The following is a 24,575-nucleotide window of genomic DNA, read 5'->3' as shown; positions in this document are numbered from 1 at the left end:
GCACGCTATTTTTATAAACAGGAAGCACACGAAGTAGCCGCCCGGGGCATACAAAGACCACTAGTTACACGCCGATTGCCTGAGCGTAAGTAGCCAGCCCGAGGAGAACGAACATGACGGCGGTCGCGAGAGTCAGTATATGAATATGGCGTTAGCAAAGAACTCGCGGTAGGGGTACAGAGAGAACCTGGCCGCCTGACAGGAATCAAGCAGGCACATTTAACGCAATGCGTTTTAACAACAGATGGAGGCATCAATGCTTAACACTGACGAACGACTTTACTACGCAGGCGCAGGAGAAACCCTGAAAACGCTATTGCTCCATGTTTATCAAGGAGAAGCCCTTAAAGGATCGCGAAACGATGAAAGTACCGAACAGGTTTTTGCAAACCGGGCAAAGCAGATCGCCGTCAGCGTTCGCGACGCATATCTGACACTGCTTCACGTTCCGCTACCGCAACGCGGTGGTGATTTCGATTTAGCACTTAGCCAGAAGATCGCGAAAAACCTTAAATATCTGCTCGCCGATGAGATTAACGGGAAAGGTCAAGCAGGCTGATTAGCCGTTCTTTCTTCTCGGTACCGTCGGGAAAAAAACTCAGCAAGCGTTCGCTGAACTGGTTATCCGATTCAGCAACGAGGGCTGATACAACAGTTTTTAGCAGCTCGACATCGTTAATCAGTTCTTCAAATTCTGGTGATTTAGGCATTTTAGTTTTCCTCTTTGTTTGTGGTGAACAGAGGATACCACTGCCGCCTGAGGTGGGGAAATACAGCAGGCATTAAACCAAAGCAGATTGATTAGTTTGTCTGGCAGTCGGGAAGACGGCAAGGAGACTTATATGGCGGGTTACGGCACAACAATATTACCAAGAACCAGCGTGGTTCCAGGCATGCTGGTTAAGTACCAGGGGCGCACATATCGCGCATCGGCAAATGTAGGAAAGGGATTGTATCTTTTCACCCTGTTTGAGCGCCTACGAACCAACAACGATGAGATAGAGGTTTATCTCAACCCGTTTGGAAAACCTGCCATCCACTAGCAGGTACTCCCAGAAAAACGAATTTAACCGAATAGTCGGCTAATAAAGCGACAGGATTTCTGCAACCAAATTTCGGGAGAGGATGATTGATGAACGCATATGCACTACAGGATCGCCTTGAAGATATGGCATGGGAGCGGCATTACCTGCACGTCGCTCGTGAGGAGGAGTAAGCTGAACTTGCTGACTGGTACGACAAGTTGCTCAAACCGTGTTTATTCCAGTTCATGGTCGGGAGCGCGCTGTCAGGAAAAATCGAATACCCCGCCGCAATTACTCCCGCTTTCGATGATAACGGCGAATTTCAGGAGAAGATCCCTGAAATAGCACGCTATATGGCTGAAACGTTTGCACATAATCACTTAAAGATTAAATACGAGTAATAAAACCATGAGTACAGCGCTAACCACACTGGCTGGAAAACTGGCTGAACGCCTTGGTTTGGATGCCGGTGATGATCTGCTTGGCGTATTAAAAGCCACCGCTTTTTCTGGAGAGGCCACTGATGCTCAGTTTACCACATTGCTCATCGTTGCCAACCAGTACGGTTTAAATCCATTCACTCGCGAAATTTACGCCTTCCCGGACAAACAGAATGGCATTGTTCCTGTAGTAGGTGTTGACGGTTGGGCACGCATTATTAACGGACAAGACCAGTTCGACGGTATGGAGTTCGGGCAGGATACAGAGTCCCACACATGCAAAATCTACCGGAAAGATCGCAACCACCCGATCAGCGTCACTGAATGGATGGATGAATGTAAACGCGAGGCTTTTAAGTCTAAAAACGGTTACGAAGTTAAAGGACCCTGGCAATCGCATCCGAAACGGATGCTGCGCCACAAGGCAATGATCCAGTGTGCCCGTCTGGCATTTGGTTTTGCCGGTATTTACGACAAAGACGAAGCAGAAAGGATTATCGAAAGCAGCCCGGCAAGCGTTGTTGTTGGAAAGGAAACCGACGAACGTCGCCCGAAGCTCATTGCCAGGTGAGAAGAGGCGGCTCAGATGAGCATGGAAGTCTTCGCTGAAACATGGAAGAGCCTCACGCAGGAAGAGCGCCAGATTATCGGCAATGCAGAGAAGGAGCGCATCAAGAAAAGCATTCCCGTCGATGCAGAATATAGCGAGGTGGATCATGAAACAGCGGAGTGATGAATGGCTTGCCGCCCGGTGTGGCAACGTGACCGCCAGCCGCTTATCTGACGTGATGGCGAAAACCAAATCGGGCTATTCCGCCAGCCGTCAGAACTACATGGCAGAGCTTATATGCCAGCGCCTAACTGGAAAGGTGGAAGAAAGTTACTCAAACACCACCATGCAGCGCGTTACTGAACTTAAACTGGTGGCGCGGGAGATGTACGCACTGAATGAGTTTGATGCGGTTATCACGGAAGTAGGGCTGATTAGCCACCCTACAATTGCCGGATTTGCCGCTAGCCACGATGGACTGGTCAACGATGACGGACTTATCGAAATCAAATGCCCAAATACCTGGACGCACCTTCAGACATTGAAAACGAGAGAGAGCCAAAGTGCCAGTATCTGCTACAGATGCACGCACAGATGATGTGTACAGGGCGCAGGTGGTGTGATTTTGTCAGCTTCGATGATCGTCTGCCCCCGGAACTATCTTACTTCAAAACTCGCATTCACCTTGATGAAAATCTGGCTAAGGAAATCGAGACTGAGGTTATTTCCTTCCTTGCTGAACTTGAAAGCGAAATACAGAAAATAATACATCAGGAGAATGCTGCATGAGATACGGTTCTGTTTGCAGTGGGCTTGAGTCCGAATTGTTATCACCTTATAACCAAAAACTAAACAAACTGCGCTCGCGTCCTGGACACATGCTGAAAGAAGTCGGCGATCAGTGGAGCACACCAGAAGCCCTCTGGTGGGGAATTAATGCCAAATTCGGGCCATTCGTTCTGGATCTGTTTGCCGACCATCAGAACGCCAAGTGTGCAGCTTACTACACGGCGGAAGACAACGCATTAACACAAGACTAGGCTGTCCGTCTGGCAGAACTCGGCGGTGCCGCCTACGCCAATCCACCCTACAGCCGCGCATCCAGGCACGAAGGGCAATACATCACAGGTATGACTCACATTATGCAGCACACCATGGCAATGCGGGAGCGTGGCGGTCGTTATGTGTATCTCATCAAAGCGGCCACGAGTGAAAGCTGGTGGCCTGAAGACGCCGACCACATCGCTTTCATCCGTGGTCGAATAGGATTCGATGTTCCTGATTGGTTTGTACCTGTGGTCGATAGACAAAAGCCGTCAGGCGCTTTCTTTGCAGGAGCTATTGCCGTCTTTGACAAAAACTGGCTTGGACCAGCGACCAGCTACATCAATCGTAAAGAACTGGAATCGATGGGGCGTATGTTCATCAACCAGATCCAGCGTGCTGCGCTCAGGATTCAGGGGATCGCCACATGACGCACGCCAGACGTTGAAATTACCAACCACACAGGCAATCGCGTTAATTGATGAACGGCCACATAAAGCATAACCAAAAATAGTAGAGGTAATCATGACTGATGAAAAGCCCATGACACTTGCCCAGGCAGCAGATTACCTGCAAGTTTCAAAGAGAACCATTAGCAGTCTAATCAACAAGGGCGAGCTAGTTGGTCGCCGGACAGGTGGCAACTCCGGCAAATATCTCGTCTTGAAGTCCGCATGTGTTGAATATCTTTCAAATCCACCCCAGAATCGCAATGCGAGCGTGGGTGATCAGACAAAAGGAAAACCAATATGTCAATCACCCTCAGAGGCGGAGTATGGCACTGTCATTTCTTTACCCAGAATGGCAAAAGAGTTAGGAGATCGCTTGGGACAGCGGACAAAAAGCAAGCACAGGAGCTGCACGACAAATTAAAGGCAGAAGCATGGAGAGTTGAAGAGTTAGGGGATTTGCCGCAGCAGTCATTTGAAGAGGCATGTATGCGGTGGCTGGATGAGAAAGAACAAAAGCGCAGCCTTGATGATGACAAGGTGAAAATTGAGTTCTTTCTCCAGCACTTAGCAGGTCGTGACATCTCCAAGATTACCGGCGCAGAAGTACAGAAGATTGTCGGCAAGATGATTAACCGCAACCACCGCAGAAAATGGGAGATACAGCGTAACGCGGCAATCAGGAATGAAAAACCGATACCAGCATATAAGGATAAACCAGTCAGCGCCGGAACAAAGAGCCATTACCTTTCCTTTATGCGATCCTTGCTTCGTGCTGCCGCTAACGAATGGGGATGGATAAAAAACGCACCGGTGATCAAAACCAAGAAGCCGGTTAGTAAACGCATACGCTGGCTGACCAGAGAGGAAGCATCACGCCTCATTGAATGTATGCCGGAAAGCATCAGGCCCGTTGTGGTTTTCGCTCTTTCGACCGGGTTACGCCGATCAAACATTCTCGATCTCGAGTGGGCACAGGTTGATATGCAGGGAAAGGTTGCCTGGATCAATCCAGAGAACGCCAAAGCGGGCAAGGCTATTGGCGTGGCCCTGAATGATACGGCATGCCGGGTGCTGAAGGGGCAGATCGGAAAGCATTCTGGGTGTTTGTCCACACCAAAGCGGCAACGAGAGCAAACGGAACCAAGACAGCTGCTATACGTAAAATGCGGTGTGGCGATAATAGCGCATGGAAAGTCGGACTTAAACGTGCAGGTATAGAAGATTTCCGTTTCCATGATTTGCGCCACACCTGGGCAAGCTGGTTGATTCGGTCTGGTGTTCCACTTTCTGCTTTGCAGGAAATGGGCGACTGGGAATCTATCGAAATGGTTCGCCATTATGCACACTTGGCACCCAACCATCTTACCGAGCACGCGAAAAAAATAGACTCACTTCTAGATGGTAACGACACAAATATGACACAAGAGGAAAATCAGATGGGACTGAAGCTTGCGTAACTCATTTATTTTAAATGGTGTGCCATGTAGGATTCGAACCTACGACCTACGGCTTAGAAGGGCGATAACTTCTGATTTTAACTCATAACAGATGATTTAATTTACTTTCAACTTACTGTAATAAAAAGATTTTTACATGTTGCCTGATTTCATATTATAACATAGTATTTCACCATAACGACACCCGTAAGAGCACCCGTAATGGCAGGAACACTACTCACTGACAGCAAGATAAAGGGCATAAAACCCAAAGAGCAAGCATATTACGTGTGGCAGGCATCAGCCACCAGAGGTACAGGACGCTTGGGTCTGAAAGTTTACCCTTCCAGCAGAAAGATTTTTGTTTACAAGTACCATAAAGATGGTGCTCGAAAATTCCTTTCACTTGGAGATTATCCCACGGTAACCCTCGCAGAAGCAACCGCAAAAGCCCTCACCGCCGCGGCCAATATCACCGCGCCAGAAAAGTCTATCGCTGAACACGCCACTATAAAACAATTGTTTCACGATTACATCACCACTCAAAAAAACAAGGTAATCGCTCTTATGACAAAACAAAAAACAGACTCAACCAAGTGTTAACCAGTAAGTACATTGATCCTGCGACACCCGCTAAAGAAATAACACCCGTTCAGATCAAGCGTGTTCTTGCAGAGTTTATAGAACGTGGGGCAAACGCTGAGGCAAATAAAATTAGAGCTAACCTTCATGCCGTATTCAATTTTGGGTTATTCGCGGACAACGATCCGGCCAACATTAACGGAAAAACCATTTACGGGCTTGACCGAAATCCAGTCAGTGTCATTCCACCACAAAAACGGGTAGATAAAGCACTTGATCGTTTTTTGTCATGGGACGAACTCAGCGAGCTATTAAGATTGCTCTCAGTAACGGAATCAGCTTGCCCCATTCATCCAGACTTCGCTCAATTGACCCTGCTGTGTATCTTTAGCGGCGGGCAGCGCCCGTGGGAAATAATGACCAATACTCGCGATCAATGGGATGAAAAAAATAAAACCCTTACAGTACCCCCCACATATCAAAAAATAGTGATTTCCACATTATTCCAATGAATAAAACCGCCACTGAGATTCTGAAACGGCAGAGAGAAAAATATCCAGACGCGGTATTTCTTTTTCCGGGCAATACAAAAGAAGGGCATTTGCTGTCCGCTGAGTACAGTAAACAACTTCGTAAATTCTGTAAGTTAACCGATTTTGATAAATTTACACCCCGAGATATTCGCCGTACCTTTAAAACCCTGGCAGGAGATATGGGGGGTTAGTGCAGAAATGCGTGATAGACTTCAAAATCACAAAAGGCCAGGTGTGTCAGCGAAGCATTACGATAGGATAGGTATGATTATTTAAGAGAAAAAAGAGAAATTATTGAACTATGGGAAAGAAAATTACTTATCTTGTAATTTATCAATTTCTGTTATCTATCCAACAGAAGCAATATAGCTCGTTGAGTCGTTATGTGTTGGACTTATTACTTCAATTGGCATTTATTAACTTAGCTTGGTACATTGTGCCCATGACAAAATCATCACTCTCAATACATGATTCACTGTTCAAAAAGTTCCTTGGTGATATCGCTATAGCCAAAGATTTTCTGGAAGTACATTTGCCTCCCCATCTTCGAGAGCGTTGCGATTTCAGCACCCTAACGATGGAGTCCGGCAGATTTATCGAAGACGATTTGCGCACCCAGTGTTCAGATATGCTCTACTCTGTACAGACGAATTCGGGGAAAGGTTATATATACAGTAGTCGAGCACCAGAGCCACCCTGAAAAGCTAATGGCATTCAGGCTTCTACGGTACAGTGTGGCAGCCATGCAGCGGCACCTTGAACAAGGCAACGACACCTTGCCGGTAGTGATCCAGCTGCTGTTTTACCACGGCACCACATCACCCTATCCGTACACTACCCAATGGTTTGACTGCTTTGCTGACCCTGAACTGGCAGAATCAGTCTACAGGCAAGCTTTTCCGCTAGTTGATGTTACCACGATACCGGATGAGGAGATCCTGACGCACCGCCGAGTAGCACTCCTGCAACTCGTACAAAAGCACATCAGAACGCGCGATATGTTGGAACTTGCTGTATAGTTAGCTAATCTAATAGAAACATGGCAGTATTCCAAAGAACAATGCAGGAGTTTATTATATTATATAGCTCAGGCAGGAAATATGATTGACGGCGAGGGATTTATCCGAGCCCTTGCGGAAAAAGCACCGACTTACCGGGAGGATTTTATGACGATTGCAGAACAACTTGAGGCTAGAGGTGAAGCTAGAGGCTACCAGCTAGGGCGACGGGATGGGGTTAATGAAGGCGAGAAAAACGCCTCACGTAAAATTGCTCAACAGTTGCTAGCTAATGGTGCAGGGCGAAATTTGATAAAGATTGCCACTGGCCTTTCAGATAGTGAAATAGATAAACTCTGAGGCAAGAAGCTAGTTTGCCTCTAGCTTAGATATGAAATTACTTTAATGTACAATCAATTAGTTGTATCAGCCGGCTATTTTCTCTTTTCAGTAACACTTCACTTTTTGAGTGGAATACATTAATTAACAATAAAGATAACATTATTTGTTTATCTGGTTCCCTGCCACCCTTAGTGTTTTTTCTTCCATTCCAAATAGAACTCGTACAGCATCATCCAATCTTCTGGTCGAATTGGGATGATTTCATTTTGGCTATCGTTCTTGCTCGACTTATAACTTCTGATTGATCCAACCAACTATGTGTGAGAGCAGGCTCGATTTGGCCGGCAGAGGGAGCGACTTTATCAGTCATCAGCCAGAGTGCGTATTTTTCAAATCTAGGATTTTTTGTAATGATTTGAAGCGTCGTCCACCCTGGTTCATTATGATTTCCTTCCAGTTTTTTCAATGTGCTCATGGATATCCCAATAATCTTACAGAATTCAGCTTGAGTTAGCCCTTCTGCCCTACGGATAGCTTTAAATTTTTCAGATATTAACATTTGACTAGGTTCCGACTTGTGATCTATACCCATAATAAATGGTTCCGACTTTTACACCAAAAGGTGTGGAGAAACCGCAAATGTAGCTTATTCCAGACAAAACTGGATAAATCGCGACAAGTGCACCCAGTGTTAAGCATAACAGATGTCAAGCTCCATTTTGATGTTTTAAAGGGTAAGGAGCGGTCTACAGCGGTCTAGAAGGGTCTGGAAGACATGAGGCACAGATGATTAACAGTGACTACACAGGGCAATATCCCGTTGACGCAGTAACGATAGAAAAGTTTGCCGAGTTGATCGGTAATACAGATGAAGCCGTCAGATTAATGATTAAACGAGAAAAATTGCCTGTGGTGGATTTTAAAGACCCGAACAAACCTAATTCACGAGTAAGTGAAACGTGGATATATCTCCCTGAGTTTAACCGAATAGTCCGAGAAGCTTACTTTAATCGTCCCGCAGAAGAACGTGATGCTTGGCTTAAGTGGCTTGGATTGTGAACCAAGCAAGAAATTTGAACAAAAGTCAATAGCCAGCGTTTAGTGCGGTGAACTGCTCTTTAACAATACGGTATCAGCAAAAAAAATCTGTGAAGCGGATGGCAGGGAAATTGCGCCTGTAATTTGTGATAGCTTCAACGTTGTTTTTTGAAGCGGAGTCAAGCCGATGTTTATCGGGACTTTCCGACCGGACGTATGCCGATACAGGTGTACACAAATCACCAATAGGTGGATTTGTAGTAAGTATTTCTTGTGTACTTACCATAAATCTTCTTGTAGGGGGATATGAATTGATGGATGCCCGCCAACGTTGCCGTGAACGGCGGAAAATGCGCTATCGAGATCAGTACAGAATACGACAGATAAGATTGAATATTATACGTACGGCTAACGCACAGCAACGTTCAACCGAAGAGATAATTGATGATGTTTGGCGTAATTATCCTGATAAAGATAACGAATTAATCAATTTTATTCTCGCGTTTAAAAGAAAGCTCTCCGCTCATCCCTCAAGTAGCATCGATAACCGCTGTTTAACGAAAACGTATCTTTATACTGTCAAGAACCGCTATCGCCGAAGAAGGAAGCAGTGTGGACATTCAAACTGAGAATGAAATTCTTCGAGCGTTAAAAAAATTAACGGTTGAAGAAGAGGAATTTTGTCAGCCGGGTGGGGAATATTTATACGGAAGTTTAACCAACGCTTATCTTGCGCAAAAACTCGCCGATGCAGATAAAGGCGATGAATACAACGCATGGTTACTGGTACTGGAAACTACCGACGGATTCGATGAAGTCTTGTACGACGTTACTCAGAAAGTTGAACAAATTTTATATCTGATGCGATGCCGTGATGCTTACTACGAGGTGCCCGCTTAATGAAAGACAAAACGCACTATAGAAAGGCGTTCGATTCCCCTTATTTGAGCAGCGCCGATATCATTGAGCCGACAGTATTAACCATCTCTCATGTTGTGCTGGAATTAGATAAAACCAAGAAAACGCAAGACAAGTTCAATACGGCTTATTTCAAAGAAAAGCAGATTAGACCAAACGAAAAACTTAAGACAATGATTCTCAATGCAACCAATAGCAAGGTCATTAAAAAAATATCAGGTTCGTCATTTATCGAAGACTGGCAGAATTTAACCGTGATGATTGAGGTTGAGCATGTCAAGTTTGGACGTGAATATGTCGAAGGATTAAGAGTCTATCCTGCCATTACTTAGAAAAAAACATTAACACCTACTCAGGTTGAGATGTGGGAAAAGGCCAAACAAAGCTACATCAATAATGGGTCACTCGATAAAGTATTAGCACATGTTGAGATGTCGCAGGAAGACCGGGAACGCCTCAAGCAGGAGTGCGCTAATGCAATGGCATGATGTGCAGCAAAATACGGAAGCGTGGGATGAGCTTCGTTTAGGAAAGGTCACTGCATCACAGTTTAGCTGTTTTATGGCCAACCAGGGAAAAGCTTTCGGCGAACCTGCCAAGCGATGTGCGTTACAGATTGCCCTGGGAATTATTACAGGGAAAAAATCAGAATTTAGTTTCACTAATGAGCACATGTTACGTGGACACGAACAGGAGCCAATAGCCAGAAGGCTATACGAAGAAACAAACTTTGTTGATGTAACCAATGGCGGATTTTTTGATTGCTGTAATTATGGAGATAGTCCAGACGGATTAGTTGGAAATGATGGTGTTATTGAAATTAAGTCCGTTACCGCCGCTGTGCATTTTGAAACATTGAAACGTAAAAATTTTGACCCCGCGTACAAATGGCAACTTATAGGCCATCTTGATTGTACTGAACGAGACTGGGTCGATTTCGTCAGCTATTGCGCGGATTTTCCTGAGCATCGGCAATTAATATCGCACAGGCTATATCGTAAAGATTGCGAGGAAGAAATAAATCAACTCAGAATGGGAAGAAAAGAATTTCTTCATTTTGTTGCAACTACTTGTGATGTTATAGAAAAAGTTGATTGAAATAATCAATCATAAGCGAGTCAAAAAATGACAATAAACACGGTGATATTTTCCGGCAATCTTGGCGGTGACTGTACGACCCGCAGCACTTCAAGCGGCAAGTTGATTGCCACATTTTCTTTACCGGTCAAGTAAGGATACGGCGAGCATGAGAAAACCTCTTGGGTGCAGTGTCGGATGTTTGGGGCCAAAGCTGAAAAGTTACCCATTTATCTGACACGAGGAACCAAAGTTACGGTTATCGGGCAATTTTTGCTCGAAAATTGGACAGGTAAAGATGGTACAGAAAAAACAACCGCTGTTGTTCTGGTTAACGAGATTGATTTCTCCAGTAAGCAGGGGAATAAACCCCAGCAAAATCAACCGCTAGTAAGTCAATCTGGAAATGTAACGTCAGACCCATTTTATGACACCGAGATCCCCCTTTAAAATGCGAGGGTTAACCAACACGCAGTTCATACTTGCGCACTACCGTCAATCTGTTATATTTAGACTTAGCACCTTAACAAAACGGGTGTCGGGTTTAGTCGCCCGAGTACTAGGGCGGACATCAGCCGCTATAAGCGGTTTTTTTACGTCCATGATAACCAGCGTTACGCCCCTATAATGGCGGGACGTAGCGGGGGAGCCGAAAGGCTCGCCGGGTTCTCTAGTGCCGGTCGACTAACCCCGTTACGTCTCGCCACCCCGTTTAGTCGCGAGGAGCGGGGTTTGAAAGAACCTACTAGAGAGGCCGCCACTATGGTTGCTACCACCCAAACTCGCCATGAGTTCACTGATACCTACTGGATCATTCCAGAATACTCCACTACGCCTTACGGCAAAGTATCATTTACACGCCAAGATCGCCGCACCTTCAACTTCATGTTCAAAGACAGTCGACTAATCTGGGCCGGTCGTCAACCTGTGCACACTGGCATAGATGGAAATTAACATGAGAATTGTTGATATCTCTACTGCACAGCAGGAAAAAATAAAGCTAGAAATCACTTACGAAAGTCATAACCGGCTTATCAGAGCAAGAGAAGTCGCCGCTAACATCTATAAGTATCTTGAAGCTGGAGAAGCTGAATTTAAGCCTATTCCGTGGCCCCCTGAAATTCTGGATTATCTGTGCAAAGACATTGATGTCATTTTGCATGAAATCGATAAATTGGAATTGAGAAATAGCTTATCAAACACCTATTTATTTAAAGAAAATAATTTACAGGAGCCTTGTCATGACTAACGTTACCTATGCCTATTTTAAATCAAAAGATGAGGAACAGGCGTTTCTCATGACGGGAAGCGATATTGGATTTACTAAGTGGGATAATGAGTTAAAAGAAGCATTACTACGCGCGCCTCTTACATTTCGGCAATATAAAGTTTTCGATGCCATTCATCGACTGACTATCGGTTGGAATAAACAGTGTGCACACATTGAAAATACGCGAATAGGGAAAATGGCGGCGATCCATCATACGCATGTCAGTAAAGTTAGGAAGGAACTTGAAAACATGAATATGATAGTTAAACACAATAATGAAGTATCCATAAATCAAAATTATCATGAGTGGAGTTTCAATAAAAGTTTAGCTGAATCAGCTAAACATAAAAGACAGGAAAGAAATATTTTAAAACATAAACTACCCCAAACCCCTTCTTTGACAAAATCAAAATCGTTTGACCCAAGCTCGGTAGAACTTCCTGATTGGCTACCCAAACCAACCTGGGATTCCTGGATTCAGTACCGCAAGGAAATCAACAAGCCGATTAAATCCCAGCAGACGGTGACTCAGGCTGTCAAGCTGCTAGGAAAGTGTCGTGAGAACGGAAATTCCCCGGAAAAAATCATCAACGCCAGTATCGCTAACGGTTGGCAAGGACTCTTCGAGCCTAATCAACCCGGAAGAACTCAGCAGACGAAACCCCATTCTGTCACAGATAGCTTTGCTGACAAGGACTATGGCACAACCCAGATACCTGATTGGGCGAGGGACTGTCCATGAACTACAGCATAGAAATTACTACCGTGCGTCAAAAACTGGCAGACCTGAATGCACCACCCAAGCCACTGGAACACACGGTTTTCGAGGAAAGGGGGGCCATTTGCGACAGGCACGGCATGTTCAAACAGCGCTGCCGCAAGATGGCACTGCGCGGCAAAGGAATTGAAACAAGAAGCGAATGCCCTGCTTGCCTGACCGAAAAATTAACCCAACTGGAGCAAGCCGAAGCAGGGCGGGGAAAACACCGCAAGCGCTCAAAAATTAAAACGCTCATGGATAATTTAAACCTGCCTGAACGCTTTGCCTATGTCACCTTGGATAACTACGAGCCAGTTAACCCCTATGCAGCACGTTGCTTAAAGCTTTGCAACGCCTATGCAACCCATTGGCCCGAACGCCTTAAGCGTGGTGGCGGTTTGGTGATGTGCGGCAAGCCGGGTACAGGCAAGAATCATCTGGCACTGTCGATTGCGAAACACGTTATCAACGAACATCAAAGTTCAGCGCTATTCACGACAGTTTTGCGAATTGCCCGCGAGTTTAAATCAACCTGGCGCAAAAACGCAGAATGTTCAGAAGCTGATGTCATCACGCGGTATACGCAACCTGACTTGCTAATCATCGACGAGGTAGGCATTCAGTTTGGCAGCGAGGCGGAAAAGATGATTTTGTTCGAGGTTATCAACACGCGCTACGAGAGCATGAAGCCAACGATAATCATCAGCAATCTGGCGCTGGATGAACTATCCCGATTTATCGGAGAGCGTGTGATTGACCGCATGAACGACGGTGGCGGTTGTACTTTGGCGTTCACGTGGGAGAGTTATCGTTCACGCATGGCTGCATAACTCGAGGAGGTTCATAATTCAGACATGACCCAGGAATCAATTTTAACCACGCTGAAACGCCCGTAGCGGATTTTTCACTCTCTACAATACCAAACAACCACCTCATCGATAAAAGCGCTCATAGTGGTGTAATGGTGGCATTTGTTAAATTTTCAAGAGTAGTAAAATAATATGCTCAAAAAAAGCTGGTTTCGACATGAAGCCATTAGTACAAAACAAGCCAATAGGCTGGTTAAGCAATACACCCAGAAGGGCTATCATGTTGAGAAAACACTTAACAGCGATCCTGAATTATGGGATGTCGCCGTTAAACTGGTAGAAAGCGGTAATAATCACCCCACCCCACGCTGCATGACTAACAAAGTCTGGAACTCTGCATTATATAAAAATCCTACAGTGGTTTAAATATGCTAATCAGTAATACACCAAAGTCATTCAAAGACAGGTGGCGCACCCCTATTGAAGTATTTAAAGCGCTGGATGCCGAATTTGGTTTTAAACTGGATGCCGCCGCCGATGAAAGTAACGCGCTATGCAAAGCATTTTTAACTGAACAGCAAGACGCATTGAAATGCGACTGGAATAGCAGAGGTGCTATCTTCTGTAATCCGCCCTACAGCAAGATTATGCCTTGGGTTAAGAAAGCGCCTGAGCAGTGTAGAAAACAGAATCAGACTATTGTGATGCTACTGCCTTCTGATACCTCTACAGCATGGTTTCATGAAGCGATAAAAACTTCTCATGAAGCGCGATTTATCACCGAGGGGCGATTGTCATTCATCTCCGCTGAAACAGGCAAGGAAGGAAAGGCGGGCAACGGCAAGGGCAGTGTGTTGTTTATCTGGCGACCATGAAGAAAACTTGGGTGCAGAATGACATATGTCCAAAGAAACAAACTATTAAAAAGAGCGTGAAGCATGAGTAAATATATCAACATTTTTATCCGGTTTTTATTTATTATCCTTGCTCTCCCAATCATTTTTTACCTGGGTGTAGTTCAAAATACTGATTTAAGTTTTTTATTGGTAGATGGGAAGCCAGGGCTGAAAAGCTCCTTTCATTACTGCAAACATTCTTAGATAAATATTTCCCAGTAAGTGTTGAGTAAAAACATGATTATCGAGCTACCTTTCCAGCCAAGTGTAAATACCTATTGGCGACATAATTCAAAGCGCCCTTACTTAAGTGATAAAGCCAAAGAATTTAAAGCAACAACGGCAAAAATTGTCAAAGAGATGCGCCAGAAATCCGTCTGTCAAAAATTTGAAGGTGAAGTCTCTGTATTGATGCAGCTTTATCTACCCAACAAGATAAAGCGTGATGTAGACAATTATTCCAAAGGGGTATTCGATTCGTTAACTGGAGCGAATGTATGGAACGATGATAGCCAGGTTCGCGTGATGACCGTTGAGAAGATAGGTAACAACGGCGGAGTTAAAGGCGGCAAATGTGTCGTCGTGATTGACGGGTATTATGAAAAGAATGAGATGACAGAATATGCAACATTCAAGGAAGTCGCCGAAAAGCTGGAAAGCAAGGGACTATACCGCCGTGCCACCAATGTTTGGCAACAGGCGATGTCTGCAACTTCTTCGATCGAAAAGCAGAATATCTGCATTAATGCCATTAAGCGATGTTCTGAACACCCAGGGTATTAAAAACACTTCCCGCTCCTCTTAAATGCCTACACCTACAAGCAAAAAAAATCATGAATAATATTGAAAAATACACAATGGGCACTGCCTATGGTGCCAGTGCAAAAACGTTCCTATGCGGTGCGCTATCACTCAGTGAGTGGGCACTGATTACGGGTATTATCTGTTCAGTGCTGATCGTTGGACTGAACTGGTATTACCGGCACAAGGAATATCGTTATCGAACGAGAAATCTCAATGAATAGCCAACTTAAAAAACGCCTTCTGGTGTCAGCGGCAGGCGGCGTATTAGCACTGGCTGCCGTCTTGGTGCAGTGGCACGAAGGTAAGCGCTATAAACCTTATCGTGATGGTGGCGGTGTGCTCACTGTCTGTCACGGTCATACTGGCAAGGAGGTTACGACAGGGGAAATTTATAGCGAAGAAGAATGCAACCTGTTGATGAAGCAGGATTTGCAGATAGCACGTTCTACCGTTGAGCATTGTGTCACTGTTCCGCTTACCGATTTGCAGAAAGCCGCCTTGACTTCATTTGTTTACAACATCGGTAGTGGAGCATTTGCCAATTCAACGCTACTCAAAAAGTTGAACGCCGGAGATATTCACGGCGCTTGTGACCAGATGCGCCGATGGAAGTATGATGAAGGCAAAGTATCAAAGGGACTCATTAATCGCCGTTCGGTAGAGCGAGAACTTTGTTTAAATCCAAATTCACTAACCAATCCAACTCAATGAGCCTTAGCATCGATTAAGACTTTTCTATACCGATAGCGCCCCGCTGCGCAAATCATCATATCGAACCTGAACCATTTGAAATAAACTTTTGAGGAAGTCGGTTAGTGCTGGCAAGCCTCGATAGGCTGATTTCCTGTGCGGTAAAGGTTCATTTCAAAAGGAAAACGCAATGCAATATTCAAATGTTGTCGTACTCCACACATCTAAACAGCTCAACCATGGGCAGCCTTGAGATGGTTGAATACATAAACAATGACCGGGCATCAAAAGCAAAAAGTGAAGGCTTATCATTCCCTTGTAAGAAATACAGACAATTACAACACAGAAGCTTTTTAACAAAAGTGCCGAAAGTGTTAGGCGAGCACTCAGCAAAATTTTTTGCTCAGTACAAAGACAGCGCCGGTCGTGATCTTCCCTGCTACCGCTTCCCCAAGCGTGAAGCCTGTTTGATGGCAATGAGCTACAGTTACGAACTACAGGCAACCGTGTTCGACAGGATGACTGAGTTAGAAGGTGGTCAAGATATTAACCTTCTCGACTTGTCCGGTTTAACGGAACTCGCCATTAAGCAGATGCAAGATCGGGTCGCGCTGGCTGAAAAGTATTCTTTCATAGAGCACGGTCAAAAAGGTAGTAGCCTAATGGCGTTACGCAGAAGAGAAAAAAGACAATTAAAATCGTTGAAGAACAGGTGAAAAAACTCTCTCAACTTCTTCTATGCGATCTTGGCGATTTTCCAGATACCAGGAATTTAAAGCAAGATGAACAACCTAGAATTCATTGAAAAACATGTAATAACTGAATTGATAAAGCAAGGATATGACCAATCTGTGGCACGGATCAGTGCAGACATAGCGAAAGAACATTATTGCCGCAATACCGCCAGCGCAAAAGGTAAAATGTTTGTAGATTGTCTACATGTTGCCAAAGTGTGGGCTGGAAAGTACCAGCCTCAAATCAAAAGATAACGAGTGTATCCCATGTGGATATTAATTTTTGCTATGTATGCTGCTCCTTTTGCAGAAACTGATTTTGCCTCGGTGAGTAGTCGGGAATTTTCATCAAAAGAGCGTTGCGAAAAAGCGAAAGCCATATTTGAGGTAAAGTTTGAAACACTGAGATCAATTAACGGTATAGCGTATTGTGTAGAAAAATGAACTGGAAAATTCCTCTTGTTATCGCTTTGCTACTGACCTCAATGTCAGGTGCAACCCTGTATTACTGGACACTGTATTAAGACGCTGAAAAAGCACGAAAGATTGCTGTATCGGATAGGAAAAAACAACAGGTTATATTTGAGCAGTTAAGCCATCAAATGCAGATCATCTCAGCGCTGGATACACAACACACCAAAGCACTTGAACATGATAAGAAACTTATTACCCAGCTTGAGCGCGATGTGGCTACTAGTCGTCGCCGGTTGCACGTCAAAGCAACCTGTTCCAATGTGTCCGCCAATACCACCCCCTCCGCCCTGGATGATGCAACCCGCGCCAGACTTACAGACACCGCTCAACGAAATTATTTCACTCTCATACGGCGAATCGAAATAGCGGAAGAGCAGGTAAACGGCTTGCAGGATTATGTACGGCAAGTCGTCTTGTTTCATCAACAGGAAGCGAAGAATTAATGAACTGGATTGATTGTCGTGTAAGCATGACAGAGATAAACAATAAAGTACTTATTTATCAAAAGGATAGAAAAGAATATCTGGTGGGTGTTTATCTTGGTAATTCTCAGTTTCACTATGCATATTGTTGCCAGGGTATTCAGAAAGCTTGTACCGCTAGCCACCGTTGCCTGAATCACCAATCAATAATAAACCCGTGAATGAAAAAGCCAAATGAAGAAAACCCAACTGTACAATGCTCGCTGGGATAAAGCGCAGGGCTTTTCTTGCCAGAAATCCCTTATGTGTAATGTGCCTGGAAAGTGATTTAATTAATCCTGCTACTGTCGTTGACCATATTGTACCGCATCGTCTGCGCTTTGCTCAGACAGCCGAAGAAGTAAAAAAATCTCAGAAATTATTCTGGGATGAAAATAACTGGCAGCCACTTTGTGCTCAACATCATAACACGACCAAGCAACGGATGGAGAAAGGGAATAAAGGTTATGGTTGTGACGAAAACGGCATGCCGAATAATCCAAATAGTCATTGGAATACCACAATATAATGGGGAGGGCGGGTTAAAAGTTCCAGTAAATAAAGCTTTCTGACCCATGTGCCCCCTATGTACGCACAGTCGCGAAATGAAAACTTTTTTGATCGCACCTTATATTATTGAAAATAAATATATTTTAAAATTTATGGTTTTATTTAACAAAAAAGACGTATTTATGGCAGGAAGACGACCTAAACCGACTGCCTGTAAAATAATCGCCGGTAATCCGGGTAGACGACCGCTCAATAGCGCAGAGCCTACCACACCACCCTATTTAGCCCCTCACCCAAAACACTTATCCAATACGGCAAAACCTGGGAGCGGCTGGCTCTGCTGCTAAATGGCATGGGCGTATTAACGATTGCCGATGCTTTTGCGCTGGAAAGGCTGTGTGATATTTACGCTGAGATCCTGCGGTATCGCGCCTTGATAGAGAGCAACGGTGAAACGTTTGAGGTGCATTCTCAAAACGGCCTATTAATCAAGGCGAATCCAGCCGTTTCGATGCTGGCTGATGCGGATAAGCGCTTTAAGAGCTATCTGGTTGAATTTGGACTCACGCCAGCGGCAAGGACAAAGGTGAGGACGCATGAAAAAGAAAAACACCCTGACGAACTCGACGAATTCTTTGCTCACTGATTTAGCTACCGACTATGCCACCGCGGTGGTTTCAGGTCAGGAGCTTGCTGGCCCCGATATTCGTCACGCCTGTCAACGTCACTTGCGGGATTTAGCCACGGAGAGTACTCGCGAAATAGTGTGGAATCTAGCGGCTGCTCAGCGTGCCATCCGTTTTTTTCCAAGGTACTGAAATTAAACGGGGTACCTATGAAGGCAAGCCGTTTAATTTACTACCATGGCAGTGTTTTATCGTTGGATCCCTTTTCGGCTGGCAAAATAGCGAAGGACAACGCCGGTTTCGGATGGCCTATGTTGAGGCAGGAAAAGGAGCCGGTAAATCCCCTCTGGCGGCGGGTATTGGGTTGTACTGTCTGGTTGCCGATTTGGGTTGTACTGTCTGGTTGCCGATAATGAAGCACGAGCCGAAGTTTACGCCGCCGCCACCAAAAAAGACCAGGCGATGATCCTGTTTCGTGATGCAGTCGCAATGGTAGACCAATCGCCAAAGTTGGCCGAACGGATCCAGAAGTCCGGTGGGGCAGGCAAGGAATGGAATTTGGCCTTTCTACAAGCCCGTGCCTTTTTCCGGCCTATCAGCGCCGATGATGGGCAATCCGGCCCGCGTCCTCACTGTGCTTTGATTGACGAAATTCACGAACACAAAAGTAATCAGGTTGTGGAAATGATGCGGGCGGGCACAAAAGGACGCCAACAGGCATTGATTTTCATGATCACCAATAGTGGACACGACAAAACCAGTGTCTGCTACGACTATCACGAATACGGCCGTAAAGTCGCATAAGGAAGAATTGAGGATGAGAGCTTTTTCGCGTTCATCTGTTCGCTGGATGAAGGCGATGATCCGTTCAAGGAGACAAGCTGCTGGAAAAAAGCCAATCCATCACTCAGACATACGATCAGCGAACGCTATCTACAGGAGCAAATCACGCAAGCGCGGTGGATGCCGTCCAAAGAGAGCCTGGTTCGTCGTCTTAATTTCTGTCAGTGGGTCGATGCAGAGAATCCCTGGATTAACAGTGATAGCTGGATAGCATGCGAAGAAACTACACTGGATTTAGGTACGTTAGCAGATTCACCCTGCTACAGTGGGCTGGATTTATCCGGTAAACAGGATTTAACGGCACTGGCGCTTTATTGGCCGGAAGAAAAAGTGGCTTATGTCGAGTTTTGGACACCGAAAGATACCTTACTGGAGCGTGCCAGGGTGGATAGAGTGCCTTACGATGCCTGGTTAAGAAACGGCTATCTTAACGCTCCGCCAGGGAATGCGATTAATCTGGGCTTTGTTGCCCGACGGATAGCGGAATTATCCGCACGATATACCCTCAACAGTATTGCCTACGATGCGTATCATATTGATTATTTAAGGCCAGAACTGGAAAACGAAGGGGTGAATACGGTATTAACCCCTCACGGACAAGGCTTCGGCAAAGCGAAACAATCCGGACTTTGGATGCCAAGATCCATTGAATTATTTGAACAGTATCTTCTCGTGGGCGAATTACGTATTAATTTCAATCCCTGCCTTCGCTGGAACGCCGCGAATGCCGTTATTGAAGAAGATAAAAACGGTAATCGTGTTTTTAGCAAACGTCGCAGTAACGGGCGTATTGACGGTGTGGTAGCGCTGGCAATGGCAATAGGTGCTGCTGAAGTTGTTGACGAAGAAACCGGTGATCTGGATGGCTTTTTAACAAACCCCATTATGGTAGGACTGTAGTGAAAAAACATAACTCTCCTGGCAAAATTAAAAGCGCGGTGCTCAACTGGCTAGGGGTGCCGCAGAATTTAACCGATAAGCTGTCATCGTTTCATGACTATAGCCAAAGTAAGAGCGGGCAAGTAGTCACGGCTGATAAAGCGATGCAACTCTCCGCCGTCTGTGCTTGTGTGCGTCTGCTGAGTGAATCAATATCCACCTTACCGCTCAAATCTGTATCACCGCGAACCGGATGGTTCACGCAGCCTCGCACAGCAACACCCTGCTTATCCTATCCTGTGTCGTCGTCCTAACCTGGAAATGACACCGTCGCGTTTTATCCAAATGATTGTTGCCAGCTTGTGTTTACGCGGTAATGCCTTTGTTGAAAAAAAGAAGGTCGGTCAGCGTCTGGTCTCCCTCGTCCCACTATTACCCCAAAACATCACCGTTAAACGGCGTGATAACGGGCGACTGGAATACCACTATACCAACGACACCAAACCCGGTTATTCCTCATTAAAACCGCGAGTTATTGCAGATAATGACATGATGCACATCCGAGGTTTCGGATTAGACGGCATTTGCGGCATGATGCCGCTGAAAACGGGTCGTGAGGTGTTTGGCTCCGCGATGTCGCTCGAAACAACGGCCGCGCGGTATTTCCAGAAAGGCATGTTGGCATCCGGTTTTGTCACTTTCGACAGATTACTCAGCAAGGAGCAACGAGAAACGTTTAATAAAGAGCTTGAGCGATTTTCAGGATCGGAAAATACCGGCAAAGTGATGTTGCTGGAAGCAGGTATGAAATTTAATGGTATCACCCTCGATCCGCAAACCTCACAAATGCTGGAAAGCCGCGATCATAGCGTAGAAGAAATCTGCCGCTGGTATCGCGTTCAGCCGTTTATGGTCGGTCATATTACGAAACAAAGTAGTTGGGCATCCAGCGTTGAAGGGATGAACCTGATTTTCCTGACCAATACATTACGGCCCTTATTGGTGAATATTGAATAGGAAATCGCCCGCTGTCTGCTCGATAATGACGATGATTATTTTGCAGAATTTTCTGTTGAAGGACTGCTCAGGACCGATAGTACGGGTCGAGCAGCCTATTACACGACTGCGCTACAAAATGGCTGGATGAGTCGCAATGATGTAAGGAGACTGGAAAATCTGACGCCGATTGATGGCAGAGACCTGTATACCGTTCAGTTGAACCTGACGCCACTCGATCAACTGGGGCAGAAGAATGACGGCGAAAAAACACGAGCCGCGCTAAATGCCTGGTTATTTCCTGACAAAGCATCTTCTCAGACCCCACCTAGCGTCACGCAAGACAACGAATAACTGGGGTTTTCCCCGATGAAAAAATGCACTTCCGGTATTACCGGCGGTTTTTCCCTGTCCGAAAATGACCAGTGAAATTTCCCCGTCAGCATTAGCAAAATGGAACAGCAGCATCAGGGCATCAAGCCAGGATGATAATACGCTATCGATATTTGAGACGATTGGGCAGGATTGGGCAGGATTGGGCAGGATTGGGCAGGCGAAGGGATCACCGCTAAACGAATTGGCGCAATCTTGCGTTCACTGGAAGGTCAAGATGTCACCGTCAATATCAATTCGCCAGGGGGCGATCTGTTTGAAGGCTTGACTATCTACAATCAGTTACGCGAATACTCTGGCAAAGTGACCGTGAAAATATTGGGGTTAGCGGCCTCAGCCGCTTCAATCATTGCCATGTCTGGTGATGAGATACAAATCGGGCGCAGTGCTTTCCTGATGATCCACAACACTTGGGGCATGGCAGTCGGTAATCGCCATGACTTTGCCGACATTGCCGAAAAAATGACCCCCTTTGATTTTGCCATGCGGGATGTTTACGTCGCCAGAACCGGCATGGATGAAAAGACGGTCACCGCGATGATGGATAATGAAACCTGGATTAATGGCGGCGAAGCGGTGGAGAAAGGTTTTGCGGATGCCTTCCTGCCCGCTGATAGCACACAACAGGATAACGATTCGCCTACCGCTGCACTGAGAAAACTGGATGCACTGTTGGCGAAAACCAATACACCTCGCGCTGAACGTCGACGATTATTTAAAGCTTTACGGGGTGATATGCCGAGCGCTATCACGCCCTCTCACGGTACGCTGTCCGCTACCCCTGAGGTTTCCTCCGAGACCTTGACACAACTGGATAATGCCTTGCGTCGTCTGGTGTCGACACCCCATTAAACTGGAGATAGTATGTCTGATGTTAATGAAATGTTTAAGAAAGTAACGGCTTCTATTGAAGAAGCCAGCAGCAAATATAGCGCCCAGGCAGAGAAAGCCCTGAAGGAAGCGCAAAAATCCGGTGAACTTTCCGCAGAAACCAAGGCGGCCGTTGATAAAATGGCGGTCGAATTAAACGCCTTACGAGAAGCAGAAAAAACCCTGAAATCCCAGGTAGGCGAAGTTGAACAACATATTGCCCAAATGCCCGTCGCCAATGCGTTGAACGTGGTGAGTTCTATCGGTCAACAAGTGGTTGGCATGGAGGTGGTACAGGCTTTAGGCTCGGGCATGGAATCCAGCAAACGGATAGTCGCGCCGATTAATGCCGCACTTATTTCATCGGATGTCGCCGGAACGATTGTTGCCCACGACCGTCAAGCAGACATCTTAACCAAGCCGCCGCAACGGTTGTTTATTCGTGATTTGATTGCCAGTGGAAAGACGCAAAGCAACACGATTTATTACGTGAAGCAGAAAGGATTTACCAATAATGCCAAGACTGTCGCGGAAAATACCGCCAAGCCCTATAGCACGATTGAATTTGAAGAGGCAGCAGTACCTGTTCGCACGATTACACATATGTTTAAGGCATCCAAGCAAATTCTGGATGATTTTTCGCAACTGGCCTCGATTATCGATATGGAACTGCGTTATGGCCTGAAATACGTTGAAGAGCAACAAATTCTCTTCGGTGACGGTACCGGTTCAAACCTGAACGGGATCTTTACTCAAGCCACTGCATTCAAAGCAGAATTAAAACCAGCACATCGAACCGCGATCGATAATCTGCGGCTTGCCATGCTACAAGCGCAACTCGCACGGATCCCCGCGACAGGCCATGTGTTGCACTTTACCAACTGGGCACAGATTGAACTTATCAAGGATACGCTGGGGCGTTATCTCCTTTCCAATCCGGCAGCCCTGACTACGCTGACGTTGTGGGGCTTACCTGTTGTCGTGACAGAAGCAGCTGAGTTTAAAGATAAATTCCTGGTGGGGGCTTTCAATTTAGGTGCGCAACTGTTTGATCGTGAAGAAGCGAACGTGGTGATCAGTACCGAGAATACCGATGATTTCGAGAAGAACATGATCTCGATTCGTTGCGAAGAGCGTCTGGCGCTGGCGGTTTACCGCCCTGAAGCCTTTATCAAAGGCGATTTAACCAAAATAGAGGTCTCTCCTTCTACTCCATCAAATGCAGGCGGTGCGGGGAAAAGCGGTCAATCAGGTAATAATGGTGGGTAATCTGTCAGTACCAGTTTTGGATCGGTAGTGACAGTAAGCATCAAGTTAAACAGAGTGGCCTACCGATGTAGGCCATTTTTTACTGTAAATAAACAACCATGTTTATTAACAAAGAACAGGTCAAACGACAATGCAGGATTGAATTAGACGATAACAATGAAGATGTACTGCCTGAGAATTATATCGCCACAGCAGAGCAAAAAACCATCGCACATCTTAACCGTAATCTCTACAAAGAATCCGTGCCTGAAACTGACCCTAACTGCCTGGTTATCAATGCGGCGATTGTTCAGGGGATGTTGCTATTGGTGACGGGGTTATATGAGCATCGTGGGGGGATATCCGATATGGAGCAGTTGTATGTTTTTCCGTTTTTTAAGTTTTTAGTTAATGACTACAGGCTTAGCGGCCTATGAAGCCGCATTATAGTAGACCGTATTCCCGTTTCCCCGATCCCGGGGAGTTAAATAAGCGCGTGTGGTTTTATACGCGACAGGATGAACCGATAGGCGGCAGCGGGATACAGGCAGCAAATCAAGACGAACATACCGTCTGTGGAAAATTGATCCCCGTAAGTGACACACTTCGCATTTACTCTTTTCAAATCAACAAAACCATCACGCATAAAATCATTGTGAGATACAGACAATCGCTTTACTCAAGTGATCAAGCACTGATTAACGGTGTCGTCTACCTCATACGTGGCGTTGCTGATATCCACAGTGCGGGTCGTTTTCTGTCTTTTTCCTGTGAAGAAATGAGCAGTCAACCAGAAAGAGAAAATGATTTTGGATAATCTCCATATTGATTTTCATCAACCCAAAGAATTTGTCTTTAATCGCGCAAGGATCCGTCG

The 24,575-nt window shown here is 45.6% G+C and carries 29 protein-coding genes and 10 pseudogenes; 37 read left to right on the top strand and 2 right to left on the bottom strand.

Features of this window, described 5'->3' with window-relative positions:
* The first annotated feature begins 256 nt into the window (after nucleotides 1–256).
* Nucleotides 257–559 carry a hypothetical protein gene (locus JZM30_RS06575; RefSeq protein ID WP_252318059.1) on the top strand — a complete coding sequence of 101 codons (303 nt, stop codon included), beginning with the start codon at nucleotides 257–259 and terminating at the stop codon, nucleotides 557–559.
* On the opposite strand, the gene JZM30_RS06570 is transcribed toward JZM30_RS06575, so the two are convergent.
* A complete protein-coding gene (locus tag JZM30_RS06570; RefSeq protein ID WP_252318057.1) occupies nucleotides 534–710 on the bottom strand; it encodes a hypothetical protein in 177 nt (58 codons plus the stop codon). The two genes, JZM30_RS06575 and JZM30_RS06570, sit on opposite strands and share 26 nt — an antisense overlap.
* 132 nt (nucleotides 711–842) lie before the next feature.
* Between JZM30_RS06570 and JZM30_RS06565 the strand changes: the two genes are divergently transcribed.
* The 12 genes and pseudogenes from JZM30_RS06565 (at nucleotide 843) to JZM30_RS06510 (ending at nucleotide 7,420) form a co-directional block, all read left to right on the top strand.
* The gene (locus JZM30_RS06565) at nucleotides 843–1,043 is read left to right on the top strand and encodes a cell division protein FtsZ (RefSeq protein ID WP_252318055.1); all 201 of its coding nucleotides are present in this window, start codon (nucleotides 843–845) and stop codon (nucleotides 1,041–1,043) included.
* 89 nt (nucleotides 1,044–1,132) lie between these two features.
* Nucleotides 1,133–1,426 (top strand): annotated as a pseudogene (locus JZM30_RS06560) (host-nuclease inhibitor Gam family protein).
* A 7-nt stretch (nucleotides 1,427–1,433) separates the two neighbouring features.
* A pseudogene (bet, locus tag JZM30_RS06555) lies at nucleotides 1,434–2,021 on the top strand (phage recombination protein Bet); the annotation flags it as partial.
* 30 nt (nucleotides 2,022–2,051) lie between these two features.
* Nucleotides 2,052–2,198, top strand: a complete 147-nt coding sequence (locus JZM30_RS06550) for a hypothetical protein (RefSeq protein ID WP_252318053.1) — start codon at nucleotides 2,052–2,054, stop codon at nucleotides 2,196–2,198.
* Nucleotides 2,182–2,613, top strand: a complete 432-nt coding sequence (locus JZM30_RS06545; RefSeq protein WP_308167142.1) for a YqaJ viral recombinase family protein — start codon at nucleotides 2,182–2,184, stop codon at nucleotides 2,611–2,613. The genes JZM30_RS06550 and JZM30_RS06545 overlap by 17 nt, the downstream gene beginning before the upstream one ends.
* Before the next feature lie 187 nt (nucleotides 2,614–2,800).
* Nucleotides 2,801–3,472 (top strand): annotated as a pseudogene (locus JZM30_RS06540) (phage N-6-adenine-methyltransferase); the annotation flags it as partial.
* A gap of 112 nt (nucleotides 3,473–3,584) precedes the next feature.
* Nucleotides 3,585–3,932 (top strand): helix-turn-helix domain-containing protein, encoded by a 348-nt coding sequence (locus tag JZM30_RS23880; protein ID WP_308167141.1) that lies wholly within the window; start codon nucleotides 3,585–3,587, stop codon nucleotides 3,930–3,932.
* Nucleotides 3,815–4,968: pseudogene (locus tag JZM30_RS06530) on the top strand (tyrosine-type recombinase/integrase). Before JZM30_RS23880 ends, JZM30_RS06530 begins: the two are co-directional and overlap by 118 nt.
* A gap of 201 nt (nucleotides 4,969–5,169) precedes the next feature.
* Complete coding sequence (locus tag JZM30_RS06525) at nucleotides 5,170–5,550, top strand: Arm DNA-binding domain-containing protein (protein ID WP_252318051.1); 381 nt, start codon at nucleotides 5,170–5,172, stop codon at nucleotides 5,548–5,550.
* Nucleotides 5,544–6,041, top strand: coding sequence for a hypothetical protein (locus tag JZM30_RS06520; protein ID WP_252318049.1), 498 nt, complete (start codon nucleotides 5,544–5,546; stop codon nucleotides 6,039–6,041). Before JZM30_RS06525 ends, JZM30_RS06520 begins: the two co-directional genes overlap by 7 nt.
* Entirely contained in the window at nucleotides 6,038–6,253 is a 216-nt protein-coding gene (locus JZM30_RS06515) for a site-specific integrase (protein ID WP_252318047.1), read from the top strand. Before JZM30_RS06520 ends, JZM30_RS06515 begins: the two co-directional genes overlap by 4 nt.
* Before the next feature lie 251 nt (nucleotides 6,254–6,504).
* Nucleotides 6,505–7,420, top strand: a pseudogene (locus tag JZM30_RS06510) (Rpn family recombination-promoting nuclease/putative transposase).
* A 211-nt stretch (nucleotides 7,421–7,631) separates the two neighbouring features.
* On the opposite strand, the gene JZM30_RS06505 reads toward JZM30_RS06510, so the two are convergent.
* Complete coding sequence (locus JZM30_RS06505; RefSeq protein ID WP_252318770.1) at nucleotides 7,632–7,961, bottom strand: helix-turn-helix domain-containing protein; 330 nt, start codon at nucleotides 7,959–7,961, stop codon at nucleotides 7,632–7,634.
* A 227-nt stretch (nucleotides 7,962–8,188) separates the two neighbouring features.
* Between JZM30_RS06505 and JZM30_RS06500 the strand changes: the two genes are divergently transcribed.
* The 24 genes and pseudogenes from JZM30_RS06500 (at nucleotide 8,189) to JZM30_RS06385 (ending at nucleotide 24,515) form a co-directional block, all read left to right on the top strand.
* Nucleotides 8,189–8,461: a Cox family DNA-binding protein gene (locus JZM30_RS06500; RefSeq protein ID WP_252318046.1), complete on the top strand. Its 273-nt coding sequence runs from the start codon at nucleotides 8,189–8,191 to the stop codon at nucleotides 8,459–8,461.
* 591 nt (nucleotides 8,462–9,052) lie between these two features.
* Entirely contained in the window at nucleotides 9,053–9,340 is a 288-nt protein-coding gene (locus JZM30_RS06495; RefSeq protein ID WP_252318045.1) for a hypothetical protein, read from the top strand.
* A complete protein-coding gene (locus tag JZM30_RS06490; protein WP_252318044.1) occupies nucleotides 9,340–9,690 on the top strand; it encodes a hypothetical protein in 351 nt (116 codons plus the stop codon). The genes JZM30_RS06495 and JZM30_RS06490 overlap by 1 nt, the downstream gene beginning before the upstream one ends.
* 142 nt (nucleotides 9,691–9,832) lie before the next feature.
* Nucleotides 9,833–10,456: a YqaJ viral recombinase family protein gene (locus JZM30_RS06485; protein WP_252318043.1), complete on the top strand. Its 624-nt coding sequence runs from the start codon at nucleotides 9,833–9,835 to the stop codon at nucleotides 10,454–10,456.
* 177 nt (nucleotides 10,457–10,633) lie between these two features.
* Complete coding sequence (locus tag JZM30_RS06480) at nucleotides 10,634–10,885, top strand: single-stranded DNA-binding protein (RefSeq protein WP_252318042.1); 252 nt, start codon at nucleotides 10,634–10,636, stop codon at nucleotides 10,883–10,885.
* A 282-nt stretch (nucleotides 10,886–11,167) separates the two neighbouring features.
* On the top strand, nucleotides 11,168–11,389 hold the full coding sequence (locus tag JZM30_RS06475; protein WP_252318041.1) for a hypothetical protein: 222 nt from the start codon (nucleotides 11,168–11,170) through the stop codon (nucleotides 11,387–11,389).
* A gap of 1 nt (nucleotide 11,390) precedes the next feature.
* Nucleotides 11,391–11,684, top strand: a complete 294-nt coding sequence (locus tag JZM30_RS06470) for a hypothetical protein (protein WP_252318040.1) — start codon at nucleotides 11,391–11,393, stop codon at nucleotides 11,682–11,684.
* Nucleotides 11,677–12,447 (top strand): replication protein, encoded by a 771-nt coding sequence (locus JZM30_RS06465; RefSeq protein ID WP_252318038.1) that lies wholly within the window; start codon nucleotides 11,677–11,679, stop codon nucleotides 12,445–12,447. Before JZM30_RS06470 ends, JZM30_RS06465 begins: the two co-directional genes overlap by 8 nt.
* Complete coding sequence (locus tag JZM30_RS06460) at nucleotides 12,444–13,295, top strand: ATP-binding protein (protein WP_252318036.1); 852 nt, start codon at nucleotides 12,444–12,446, stop codon at nucleotides 13,293–13,295. Before JZM30_RS06465 ends, JZM30_RS06460 begins: the two co-directional genes overlap by 4 nt.
* A 407-nt stretch (nucleotides 13,296–13,702) precedes the next feature.
* Nucleotides 13,703–14,146 (top strand): annotated as a pseudogene (locus tag JZM30_RS06455) (phage N-6-adenine-methyltransferase); the annotation flags it as partial.
* Between the two features lie 261 nt (nucleotides 14,147–14,407).
* On the top strand, nucleotides 14,408–14,953 hold the full coding sequence (locus tag JZM30_RS06450) for a RusA family crossover junction endodeoxyribonuclease (RefSeq protein WP_252318034.1): 546 nt from the start codon (nucleotides 14,408–14,410) through the stop codon (nucleotides 14,951–14,953).
* A gap of 50 nt (nucleotides 14,954–15,003) precedes the next feature.
* Nucleotides 15,004–15,195 carry a phage holin family protein gene (locus JZM30_RS06445; protein WP_252318032.1) on the top strand — a complete coding sequence of 64 codons (192 nt, stop codon included), beginning with the start codon at nucleotides 15,004–15,006 and terminating at the stop codon, nucleotides 15,193–15,195.
* Nucleotides 15,188–15,685 carry a lysozyme gene (locus JZM30_RS06440; RefSeq protein ID WP_252318031.1) on the top strand — a complete coding sequence of 166 codons (498 nt, stop codon included), beginning with the start codon at nucleotides 15,188–15,190 and terminating at the stop codon, nucleotides 15,683–15,685. The genes JZM30_RS06445 and JZM30_RS06440 overlap by 8 nt, the downstream gene beginning before the upstream one ends.
* Before the next feature lie 104 nt (nucleotides 15,686–15,789).
* Nucleotides 15,790–16,380, top strand: a complete 591-nt coding sequence (locus JZM30_RS06435; RefSeq protein ID WP_308167140.1) for a Rha family transcriptional regulator — start codon at nucleotides 15,790–15,792, stop codon at nucleotides 16,378–16,380.
* Nucleotides 16,381–16,446: 66 nt separating this feature from the next.
* Nucleotides 16,447–16,653, top strand: a complete 207-nt coding sequence (locus JZM30_RS06430) for a hypothetical protein (protein ID WP_252318029.1) — start codon at nucleotides 16,447–16,449, stop codon at nucleotides 16,651–16,653.
* Between the two features lie 396 nt (nucleotides 16,654–17,049).
* The gene (gene rz1, locus JZM30_RS24295) at nucleotides 17,050–17,238 is read left to right on the top strand and encodes a lysis system o-spanin lipoprotein Rz1 (RefSeq protein ID WP_367115944.1); all 189 of its coding nucleotides are present in this window, start codon (nucleotides 17,050–17,052) and stop codon (nucleotides 17,236–17,238) included.
* A 366-nt stretch (nucleotides 17,239–17,604) separates the two neighbouring features.
* Nucleotides 17,605–17,862, top strand: a complete 258-nt coding sequence (locus JZM30_RS06420) for an HNH endonuclease signature motif containing protein (protein WP_308167139.1) — start codon at nucleotides 17,605–17,607, stop codon at nucleotides 17,860–17,862.
* Between the two features lie 163 nt (nucleotides 17,863–18,025).
* Nucleotides 18,026–18,489: pseudogene (locus tag JZM30_RS06415) on the top strand (phage terminase small subunit P27 family).
* A pseudogene (locus tag JZM30_RS06410) lies at nucleotides 18,440–20,212 on the top strand (terminase large subunit). The pseudogenes JZM30_RS06415 and JZM30_RS06410 overlap by 50 nt, the downstream one beginning before the upstream one ends.
* Nucleotides 20,212–21,541: pseudogene (locus JZM30_RS06405) on the top strand (phage portal protein). Before JZM30_RS06410 ends, JZM30_RS06405 begins: the two co-directional pseudogenes overlap by 1 nt.
* Before the next feature lie 64 nt (nucleotides 21,542–21,605).
* Nucleotides 21,606–22,432 (top strand): annotated as a pseudogene (locus JZM30_RS06400) (head maturation protease, ClpP-related).
* A 12-nt stretch (nucleotides 22,433–22,444) separates the two neighbouring features.
* Entirely contained in the window at nucleotides 22,445–23,719 is a 1,275-nt protein-coding gene (locus JZM30_RS06395; RefSeq protein WP_252318026.1) for a phage major capsid protein, read from the top strand.
* 98 nt (nucleotides 23,720–23,817) lie between these two features.
* Nucleotides 23,818–24,135: a head-tail connector protein gene (locus tag JZM30_RS06390; protein ID WP_252318024.1), complete on the top strand. Its 318-nt coding sequence runs from the start codon at nucleotides 23,818–23,820 to the stop codon at nucleotides 24,133–24,135.
* Entirely contained in the window at nucleotides 24,132–24,515 is a 384-nt protein-coding gene (locus JZM30_RS06385) for a phage head closure protein (protein WP_252318023.1), read from the top strand. Before JZM30_RS06390 ends, JZM30_RS06385 begins: the two co-directional genes overlap by 4 nt.
* The last annotated feature ends 60 nt before the right edge of the window (nucleotides 24,516–24,575 follow it).

The sequence above is a fragment of the Candidatus Symbiopectobacterium endolongispinus genome, assembly GCF_018777385.1.
GTDB classification, from domain to species: domain Bacteria; phylum Pseudomonadota; class Gammaproteobacteria; order Enterobacterales; family Enterobacteriaceae; genus Symbiopectobacterium; species Symbiopectobacterium endolongispinus.
Note: the sequence above shows the minus strand (reverse complement) of the source record. Positions and strands in the feature narration are given on the sequence as shown.

What these genes read in the sequence shown, in the direction of transcription:
- JZM30_RS06575 (WP_252318059.1), top strand. Translation starts at nt 257, where the DNA reads ATGCTTAACACTGACGAACGACTTTACTACGCAGGCGCAGGAGAAACC.
- JZM30_RS06570 (WP_252318057.1), bottom strand. Translation starts at nt 710, where the DNA reads ATGCCTAAATCACCAGAATTTGAAGAACTGATTAACGATGTCGAGCTG.
- JZM30_RS06565 (WP_252318055.1), top strand. Translation starts at nt 843, where the DNA reads ATGGCGGGTTACGGCACAACAATATTACCAAGAACCAGCGTGGTTCCA.
- JZM30_RS06550 (WP_252318053.1), top strand. Translation starts at nt 2,052, where the DNA reads ATGAGCATGGAAGTCTTCGCTGAAACATGGAAGAGCCTCACGCAGGAA.
- JZM30_RS06545 (WP_308167142.1), top strand. Translation starts at nt 2,182, where the DNA reads ATGAAACAGCGGAGTGATGAATGGCTTGCCGCCCGGTGTGGCAACGTG.
- JZM30_RS23880 (WP_308167141.1), top strand. Translation starts at nt 3,585, where the DNA reads ATGACTGATGAAAAGCCCATGACACTTGCCCAGGCAGCAGATTACCTG.
- JZM30_RS06525 (WP_252318051.1), top strand. Translation starts at nt 5,170, where the DNA reads ATGGCAGGAACACTACTCACTGACAGCAAGATAAAGGGCATAAAACCC.
- JZM30_RS06515 (WP_252318047.1), top strand. Translation starts at nt 6,038, where the DNA reads ATGAATAAAACCGCCACTGAGATTCTGAAACGGCAGAGAGAAAAATAT.
- JZM30_RS06505 (WP_252318770.1), bottom strand. Translation starts at nt 7,961, where the DNA reads ATGTTAATATCTGAAAAATTTAAAGCTATCCGTAGGGCAGAAGGGCTA.
- JZM30_RS06500 (WP_252318046.1), top strand. Translation starts at nt 8,189, where the DNA reads ATGATTAACAGTGACTACACAGGGCAATATCCCGTTGACGCAGTAACG.
- JZM30_RS06490 (WP_252318044.1), top strand. Translation starts at nt 9,340, where the DNA reads ATGAAAGACAAAACGCACTATAGAAAGGCGTTCGATTCCCCTTATTTG.
- JZM30_RS06485 (WP_252318043.1), top strand. Translation starts at nt 9,833, where the DNA reads ATGCAATGGCATGATGTGCAGCAAAATACGGAAGCGTGGGATGAGCTT.
- JZM30_RS06480 (WP_252318042.1), top strand. Translation starts at nt 10,634, where the DNA reads ATGTTTGGGGCCAAAGCTGAAAAGTTACCCATTTATCTGACACGAGGA.
- JZM30_RS06470 (WP_252318040.1), top strand. Translation starts at nt 11,391, where the DNA reads ATGAGAATTGTTGATATCTCTACTGCACAGCAGGAAAAAATAAAGCTA.
- JZM30_RS06465 (WP_252318038.1), top strand. Translation starts at nt 11,677, where the DNA reads ATGACTAACGTTACCTATGCCTATTTTAAATCAAAAGATGAGGAACAG.
- JZM30_RS06460 (WP_252318036.1), top strand. Translation starts at nt 12,444, where the DNA reads ATGAACTACAGCATAGAAATTACTACCGTGCGTCAAAAACTGGCAGAC.
- JZM30_RS06450 (WP_252318034.1), top strand. Translation starts at nt 14,408, where the DNA reads ATGATTATCGAGCTACCTTTCCAGCCAAGTGTAAATACCTATTGGCGA.
- JZM30_RS06445 (WP_252318032.1), top strand. Translation starts at nt 15,004, where the DNA reads ATGAATAATATTGAAAAATACACAATGGGCACTGCCTATGGTGCCAGT.
- JZM30_RS06440 (WP_252318031.1), top strand. Translation starts at nt 15,188, where the DNA reads ATGAATAGCCAACTTAAAAAACGCCTTCTGGTGTCAGCGGCAGGCGGC.
- JZM30_RS06430 (WP_252318029.1), top strand. Translation starts at nt 16,447, where the DNA reads ATGAACAACCTAGAATTCATTGAAAAACATGTAATAACTGAATTGATA.
- rz1 (WP_367115944.1), top strand. Translation starts at nt 17,050, where the DNA reads ATGATAAGAAACTTATTACCCAGCTTGAGCGCGATGTGGCTACTAGTC.
- JZM30_RS06420 (WP_308167139.1), top strand. Translation starts at nt 17,605, where the DNA reads ATGTGCCTGGAAAGTGATTTAATTAATCCTGCTACTGTCGTTGACCAT.
- JZM30_RS06395 (WP_252318026.1), top strand. Translation starts at nt 22,445, where the DNA reads ATGTCTGATGTTAATGAAATGTTTAAGAAAGTAACGGCTTCTATTGAA.
- JZM30_RS06390 (WP_252318024.1), top strand. Translation starts at nt 23,818, where the DNA reads ATGTTTATTAACAAAGAACAGGTCAAACGACAATGCAGGATTGAATTA.
- JZM30_RS06385 (WP_252318023.1), top strand. Translation starts at nt 24,132, where the DNA reads ATGAAGCCGCATTATAGTAGACCGTATTCCCGTTTCCCCGATCCCGGG.